The following is a 6,891-nucleotide window of genomic DNA, read 5'->3' as shown; positions in this document are numbered from 1 at the left end:
CTCCGGACGACACGCGCGTGTCCTCGGGCCGGGAAGGGGTACGCGCCAGTACGTCACGCCCCAGCCGTAGGTCGAGCCCTCCGGGTCGCGTTCGTAGACGGTGATGTCGTGGGACGGGTAGCGTCCCGGCGGGCGCTGCGCACGGCCGTCCGCGTCACACGCCCCGTACGCGCGCGTGCACCTCCCCCACCAGCTCCGCCTGGTAGGCGGTGTAGGCGGCGCGCAGGTCGGGGCCGGGCCAGTCGGCGGGCAGCAGGGCGGGCGGCAGGACGGGATCGGCCAGCAGGTGCCGGACCACGGCCGCGTAGGCGATGAGCCGGTCGGCGGGGCGGGGCGCACGGGCGATGTGGGCGAGCAGCGTCCGTGCCGTCGCGGACCAGGTGTCCAACGGCCACAGGGAACCGGCCAGTTCCGGCGCGGGGCGGCCGGGGCGGGCCGTGTAGTGCTCGGCGACCCGGTCCAGGTCGCCGGGGAGCGCTCGGGTGAGATTGGCCGGCCGGAGCCAGACGCCCTCGCGGAGTTCGGCGAGCCGCAGGCCGGTCAGCCGGGTCCGCAGCTCGGCGCGTTCGGCGGGGCCGCGTCCGGTCGCGGTGATCACGACCATCTCCCAGCCGCCGTCCCACGCGCGCGTGCGCGGCCGCACGGCGTCGTCCTGACGCCGCTGGCGCTGCAGCAGCCGGTCGCTGAGGCGGTAGCCGGCGTCCGTGCGCCGCAGGTCGCCGGCGGTCACCATCCGGCTGAGCGCCGCCCGCAGGGTGGAGCCGCCTACGCCGAAGCCCTCCACCAGCCGTACGAGCTCCCGCACCGGCAGTTCGGGGGGATGCGTGCCGAGCAGCAGGCTCAGCACCACCGACCGCGCGGACAGCGGACGCAGGTCGAGCGCGCCGGGCCGCGCCGGGTCGTTCATCGGCATGGTCACGTACTGTACGCGGCGACGATTCCTTGTTGCACTATTGCTGCGGTCGCAGCAATAGTGCAACACTCGGAGCATGGTCGCGACACCGGACGAACTGCGGGCGTACGGCGGACCCGCCACGCACGACGTCATCAACCAGGCCCCGCCCCTCACCCCGTACGACGCCTCCGACGACACCCCACTGCTGGAAGGGCTGCGGCGGGAGGGCGCCGGCTGGGCCGAGGAGGAGCTGCGGCGGCTCGGCAGGCAGGCCGGCAGCGCCCAGGCGCAGGAGTGGGCCGACCTGGCCAACCGGCACGAGCCGGAGCTGCGCACGCACGACCGGTACGGCAACCGCGTCGACGAGGTCGAGTTCCACCCGAGCTGGCACCACCTGATGCGCACCGCGGTCGCCGAAGGGCTGGCGGCGTCGCCCTGGGCGGACGCGCGGCCCGGCGCCCATGTCGCGCGGACCGCCGGAGGGCTGGTGTGGGGGCACACCGAGGCGGGGCACGGCTGCCCGACCTCGATGACGTACGCCGTCGTCCCCGCGCTGCGCCGGCAGCCCGAGCTGGCGAAGGTCTACGAGCCGCTGCTGACGAGCCGGGAGTACGACCCGCGTCTGCGCGTGCCGGCGGAGAAGTGCGGGCTGCTGGCCGGCATGGGGATGACCGAGAAGCAGGGCGGCTCCGACGTCCGCACGAACACCACGGCGGCCTCGCCCACGGCCGAGCCGGGGGTGTACACCCTGCGCGGGCACAAGTGGTTCACCTCGGCGCCGATGTGCGACCTCTTCCTCGTGCTGGCGCAGGCCCCGGGCGGGCTGTCCTGCTTCCTGGTGCCGCGGGTGCTGCCCGACGGCACCCGCAACACCTTCCGCATCCAGCGGCTCAAGGACAAGCTGGGCAACCGGTCCAACGCCTCCTCCGAGCCGGAGTTCGACGGGACGGTGGCCTGGCTGGTCGGTCCCGAGGGACAGGGTGTGAAGACCATCATCGAGATGGTCAACTGCACGCGGCTGGACTGCGTGATGATGTCGGCCGCGCTGATGCGCAAGTCCCTCGTCGAGGCCGGGCACCACGCGCGGCACCGCAGCGCGTTCGGCGCGCGGCTCGTCGACCAGCCGCTGATGCGCAAAGTTCTGGCCGATCTCGCGCTGGAGTCGGAGGCCGCCACGACGCTCACACTGCGGCTGGCCGGGGCGGCGGACCGGGCGATCCGCGGGGACGAGGGCGAGGCCGCGTTCCGCCGGATCGCCACGGCTGTCGGCAAGTACTGGGTGACCAAGCGCGGCCCGGCCTTCACCGCGGAGGCCCTGGAGTGCCTCGGCGGCAACGGCTACGTCGAGGACTCGGGCATGCCCCGGCACTACCGCGAGGCTCCCCTGCTGTCGATCTGGGAGGGCTCCGGGAACGTCAACGCGCTCGACGTGCTGCGGGCGCTCAGCCGTGCACCCGGCACGTCCGAGGCCCTGTTCGGCGAGTTCGCGCTCGCCCGGGGCGCGGACGCGCGGCTGGACGCGGCCGTGGCGCGGCTCAGGGACCGGCTGTCCGGGGCGTCCCCGACGACGGCCCGCCGTCTGGTGGAGGACATGGCGCTCACGCTGCAGGCCTCCCTCCTCGTCCGGTACGCCCCGCCCGCGGTCGCCGACGCGTTCTGCGCGACCCGGCTCGGCGGCGACTGGGGCCACGCGTTCGGCACGCTGCCGGACGCGGCGGACCTCGACACCATCGTGGCGCGGGCGCTGCCCGCCCGGCACTGAGCGGCGATCGGCCAACCGGCACTCGGATCGCGCACGGTCATCGCCCGATTCCGCCTCGTTGCCGGTGCCGTGGTGCAGACTCCCCGTCAGTCGGCACTTCGCCTGGGGAGGACAACGTGTCCAGGGGGATCGACGAGGCCGACTGGGCCCCGCCGCGCCATGCGGCCTCCGCTCGGCGTGGGCGGAACAGCCGCACACGAGGACGGCGATCGCCGGGTGCGTGGCGGCCCTCGGCCCGGCGGGCGCACCCCCGCGCGACCTGCTGCGAGCCGGACTCGCCTCCCGGCGACGGCACCGGGCGGACGCCGATGGGCAGGGAATGCACGCGGACCTGGTGCTGACGCGGGTGTGCCGGGAGGCCCTGGCCGGGGCGGGGCGGGGTCCGGGTGGGCTCTTCGGCCGAATCTGATGCCCGGTCACCTGGTGCGCTCTACAGTGCTGAGCACGGCATCGGGGACACGTTTCGGGGGGACCGGGCATGACGCGCGGGGCGGCGGCCGTTCACGGGATCGGCAGACCGGCATCAGGGCGAGGCACTCCGGCGACCCCGGCGGGGGCAGCCGTCCGTGTCGCAGTGGTGGCCGCGCTGGTGGCGCTGTGCTCGGGGTGCACGCAGGAGGACACCGCCTCGGGGATGGGGAAGGCCTCGCTCGTCGAATGGGGCGAAGAGCTCGTCGACTGCTCCGTACCCGGCCTGGGGGTGGAACTTCCGCTCGCCCCGGTGCGGTCCGACGTCACCGGCGACGGGACGCGTGACCTCGTCGTCTCGCTCGAATGCGTGACAGGCAACGCCAGTTCGTTCAGCCACGTCGTCGTGCTGGACGGGGCGTCCCCGGCCGCCCGCCCCGAGGTGGTGGGGACCCTGCTCCGCATGCCTGAGACGAAGGACTACAGGCAAGCGGTCAGGACAGGGGCGAAGATCCGCAAGGTCGCCGTCAAGGGACCGCGCATCACCATCGTGGCCGACCGATGGCGGTACATGGACGCCAAGGCCTGTCCCAGTCTGAAGCACGTGCAGATCTTCGACGTCGAGAGCACTCGCCTCTCGGCGCGGAAGGCCTCCGTACTGGATGTGCCGCGATGCCAGTGGTGAACGAGACCGGCAACCCGGCGGACGACCGGCCTCCCGCCGGACCGGGCACCTTCTGGGAGCGGGTCCAGGCCTCGTTCGAGGGCCACCGCGTGGGCGTCTTCCTCGTGGGCGCCACGGCTGTGATCGGCCTGCTGGGCGCCGGTGCCGGCCTGATGTTCACCCTCTTTCCCGACCTGCAGCCCAAGCCCGAGAAGAAGTCCGACGTGAAGGTCGAGAACGTGGCGGTCGGCAGATCCGAGGAACTGCACGGACAGACGGAGGTGCCCGGCGCCGGGACCACGAAACGCGACTTCTCGGCGCCCGTCCTGGACGTGCTCCTGGTCAACTCCGGGGACAGCACCGCCTATGTGAAGTCCGCCGAGTTCACCTTCTTCGCCGCTCGCGACATGAACCAGTGCTCTCGGGCGGGGGGAGGCGACATCGACTCCGTTCGGTTCCCGGTGGAGGTGCCCACCGATGTGAAGGCGGGCCACCGGCTGGTGAAGCCCGTGTTCTTCAAGGTGGACCCCCACAAGGGTGAGTCTCTGGCCTTCGCCCTGGGGCCCGCCGGGGACGTGGCCTCCGAGTCCTGGTTGTACGGTTTCTCCCTCACCCTCCGGGTGGGCTCCGCATCCGTGACGGTGGCGAAGTCCACGGTGTCCAACGTGCCCTTGTGGCAGGAGCAGGTGCTGCGGAACGCCGCCAGGCTGACCGAGTCGGGCATGCCGGAAGAGGAGCGGGAACGCGACCGGCAGTGCTACGCCACCACCTTGAGGACGGTGCAGCGGGCACTCGACGACTCGGACCATGTGCCGGCCGGACTGGAGGAGTTCGCCGTCAAGCTGGAGGCGCTGCTGCAGACCTGAGTCAGGCCGCCTGCACCCCCTGACCACTCGGCCTCACGGTCATCGCCCGGTGGGTCCTGCTCGACCTCGCGGGGGACGGTGAGGGCGAACCGGACCCCGATGCACCTGTGTTCGCCCGTGCCGAATGGCCCTTGATCACTGCCCATGCCGCTACGGACGGCATGCCCGCGGCAGGCGTGGCGTTGGCCACGGGCGGATTCGGGCCCGGCCGGCGTCTCCTCTGCGTGGGCGGTCCGTCCGCTCCTCCGTGACCGCGGGCCCGCCGCGTCCCGTGATCGCGGCCCGTCTCCCTCCCGGATCGCGGGCCCGCCTCGACCCGTGATGGCGGGCCCACCTGCGGCCGTCCTTCGTGGGTGGTGGCTCAGCCCGTCGTCCGGCCCCACATGGGGCCGAAGCGGGACCACTCGGCGTCCCACTGGTCGATGCGCCTGCGCTCCAGGCGGCCGCGGAGGGCGCGGCCGCCGACGAGCGGGACGGCGGCGGCGGCCAGGCCCGCCGCTCCACCGAGGAGGCCGGCCCGTACGCGGGCTTGTGCGGGGGTGAAGGGCCGGGTCACCTGGCGTCCCTCGCGGTCCGTCCACACGGTGACCGGCGTTCCGGCGGGGCTGCCTGCCGGGACCCGGAGCTGCCCGGAGTGCGAGGATCCGTCCACGGCGGTCCAGGTCGCCCTCGCCCACACCTGGTCGGCGCGGGACGCGGCGCCGCCCTCGGCGGGCGTGCCGGGAGCCCGCTCGGCGAGCCGCCCCACCAGGGGGCGCCATTCGACGCGCTCCCGGGCCAGCCCGTCCTCGACCCACCGGCCCACCGCCGTACCCGCCTGCACTCCGGCGAGCACGGTGAGCGTCCACACGCCCAGGACGACCCACGCCTCGATCCTGTCGGCGCGGCGCTTGAGCGGGTTGCGCCGCCAGCGCCAGAGCCACACCTGCGGGCCACGTAACGCCATCGAAGGCATCCTCCTCACGTGCGCGGGACCATCCGCCGCCCTCCCCATACGCGAGCGGCCGGCTGGATGCTCACCGCACCTGCCTCGCGGTGCCCGCCGGTGCCTCCCGCCGGCCCGCCGCGACAAGCCCCGACACCGCCCTGACCTGCGCCGGAGCGCGGTGCGGAGGTGACTGTCAGTGGTGGGGTGCAGACTGGCCGGTGTCCGAGGAGAAGGCGTCAAAGGTGACGCCGCGGAGGTGATCGGCATGACCGAGGTACTGCTCGCCGTGGGCACGCGCAAAGGACTGTTCATCGGGCGCCGGCGAGGCGGTGGCGCCTGGGAGTTCGACGAGAGTCCCTACTTCAACGCGCAGGCCGTGTACTCGGTCGCCATCGACACCCGCACCGCCACCCCGCGGCTGCTGGCCGGTGGCGACAGCTCCCACTGGGGCCCGTCCGTGTTCCACTCGGACGACCTCGGGCGGACCTGGACGGAACCGGCCCGCCCGGCCGTGAAGTTCCCCCAGGACACCGGGACGTCCCTGGAGCGGGTGTGGCAGCTGCACCCGGCCGCCGCCGAACCGGACGTGGTGTACGCGGGCACGGAACCGGCCGCGCTGTACCGCTCGGCGGACCGCGGGGAGACGTTCGAGCTCGTCCGCCCCCTGTGGGAGCACCCGACGCGGTCGAAGTGGGTGCCGGGCGGCGGCGGTGAGGGACTGCACACGGTGCTCACCGACGCGCGCGACCCGCGGGCGGTCACGGTCGCCGTCTCGACGGCCGGCGTGTTCCGCACCCTGGACGGGGGCGCGAGCTGGACGCCCTCCAACTCGGGCGTCTCCGCGGTGTTCCTGCCCGACCCGAACCCGGAGTTCGGCCAGTGCGTGCACAAGGTCGCCCGGGACGCGGCGAACCCGGACCGGCTGTACCTGCAGAACCACTGGGGCGTGTACCGCAGCGACGACGCGGGCGCGCACTGGACGGACATCGGTGAGGGCCTGCCCTCCACGTTCGGCTTCGCCGCAGCCGCGCACCCGCACCGAGGCGACACCGCGTACGTCTTCCCGATCAACGCCGACGCCGACCGGGTCCCGGCCGACCACCGCTGCCGGGTCTACCGCACGGCGGACGCGGGCAGGAGCTGGGAGCCGCTCGCCGCGGGCCTGCCGCAGGAGGACCACTACGGCACCGTGCTGCGCGACGCGATGTGCACGGACGACGCGGACCCGGCGGGCGTCTACTTCGGCAACCGCAACGGCGAGGTGTTCGCGTCGGCGGACGACGGCGACAGCTGGCAGCAACTCGTCTCGCACCTGCCGGACGTGCTGTGTGTCCGGGCCGCGGTCGTCGGGTGAGGCGCGGATGAGGC

The 6,891-nt window shown here is 73.7% G+C and carries 6 protein-coding genes; 4 read left to right on the top strand and 2 right to left on the bottom strand.

Annotated features, from left to right (window positions below):
• Window positions 1-154: 154 nt before the first annotated feature.
• On the bottom strand, window positions 155-913 hold the full coding sequence (locus ABTZ58_RS28565; RefSeq protein ID WP_351362610.1) for a PaaX family transcriptional regulator C-terminal domain-containing protein: 759 nt from the start codon (window positions 911-913) through the stop codon (window positions 155-157).
• 76 nt (window positions 914-989) lie between these two features.
• On the opposite strand from ABTZ58_RS28565, the gene ABTZ58_RS28560 reads away from it, so the two are divergent.
• From ABTZ58_RS28560 to ABTZ58_RS28550, 3 genes are all read left to right on the top strand, one after another.
• Entirely contained in the window at window positions 990-2,657 is a 1,668-nt protein-coding gene (locus tag ABTZ58_RS28560; RefSeq protein ID WP_351362607.1) for a DNA alkylation response protein, read from the top strand.
• Between the two features lie 577 nt (window positions 2,658-3,234).
• Window positions 3,235-3,750, top strand: a complete 516-nt coding sequence (locus ABTZ58_RS28555; protein WP_351362604.1) for a hypothetical protein — start codon at window positions 3,235-3,237, stop codon at window positions 3,748-3,750.
• The gene (locus tag ABTZ58_RS28550; protein ID WP_351362602.1) at window positions 3,738-4,595 is read left to right on the top strand and encodes a hypothetical protein; all 858 of its coding nucleotides are present in this window, start codon (window positions 3,738-3,740) and stop codon (window positions 4,593-4,595) included. The genes ABTZ58_RS28555 and ABTZ58_RS28550 overlap by 13 nt, the downstream gene beginning before the upstream one ends.
• A gap of 361 nt (window positions 4,596-4,956) precedes the next feature.
• On the opposite strand, the gene ABTZ58_RS28545 is transcribed toward ABTZ58_RS28550, so the two are convergent.
• Window positions 4,957-5,541, bottom strand: coding sequence for an Rv1733c family protein (locus tag ABTZ58_RS28545; RefSeq protein WP_351362599.1), 585 nt, complete (start codon window positions 5,539-5,541; stop codon window positions 4,957-4,959).
• 178 nt (window positions 5,542-5,719) lie between these two features.
• On the opposite strand from ABTZ58_RS28545, the gene ABTZ58_RS28540 reads away from it, so the two are divergent.
• Entirely contained in the window at window positions 5,720-6,877 is a 1,158-nt protein-coding gene (locus tag ABTZ58_RS28540) for a WD40/YVTN/BNR-like repeat-containing protein (RefSeq protein ID WP_351362596.1), read from the top strand.
• The last annotated feature ends 14 nt before the right edge of the window (window positions 6,878-6,891 follow it).

This window comes from Streptomyces sp. NPDC094143, from assembly GCF_040303825.1.
In the GTDB taxonomy this organism is placed as follows: Bacteria; Actinomycetota; Actinomycetes; order Streptomycetales; family Streptomycetaceae; genus Streptomyces.
Note: the sequence above shows the minus strand (reverse complement) of the source record. Positions and strands in the feature narration are given on the sequence as shown.

Bases quoted from the DNA above. Each gene is read 5' to 3' on its own strand.
- ABTZ58_RS28565 (WP_351362610.1), bottom strand. From the start codon at position 913: ATGCCGATGAACGACCCGGCGCGGCCCGGCGCGCTCGACCTGCGTCCG.
- ABTZ58_RS28560 (WP_351362607.1), top strand. From the start codon at position 990: ATGGTCGCGACACCGGACGAACTGCGGGCGTACGGCGGACCCGCCACG.
- ABTZ58_RS28550 (WP_351362602.1), top strand. From the start codon at position 3,738: ATGCCAGTGGTGAACGAGACCGGCAACCCGGCGGACGACCGGCCTCCC.
- ABTZ58_RS28545 (WP_351362599.1), bottom strand. From the start codon at position 5,541: ATGGCGTTACGTGGCCCGCAGGTGTGGCTCTGGCGCTGGCGGCGCAAC.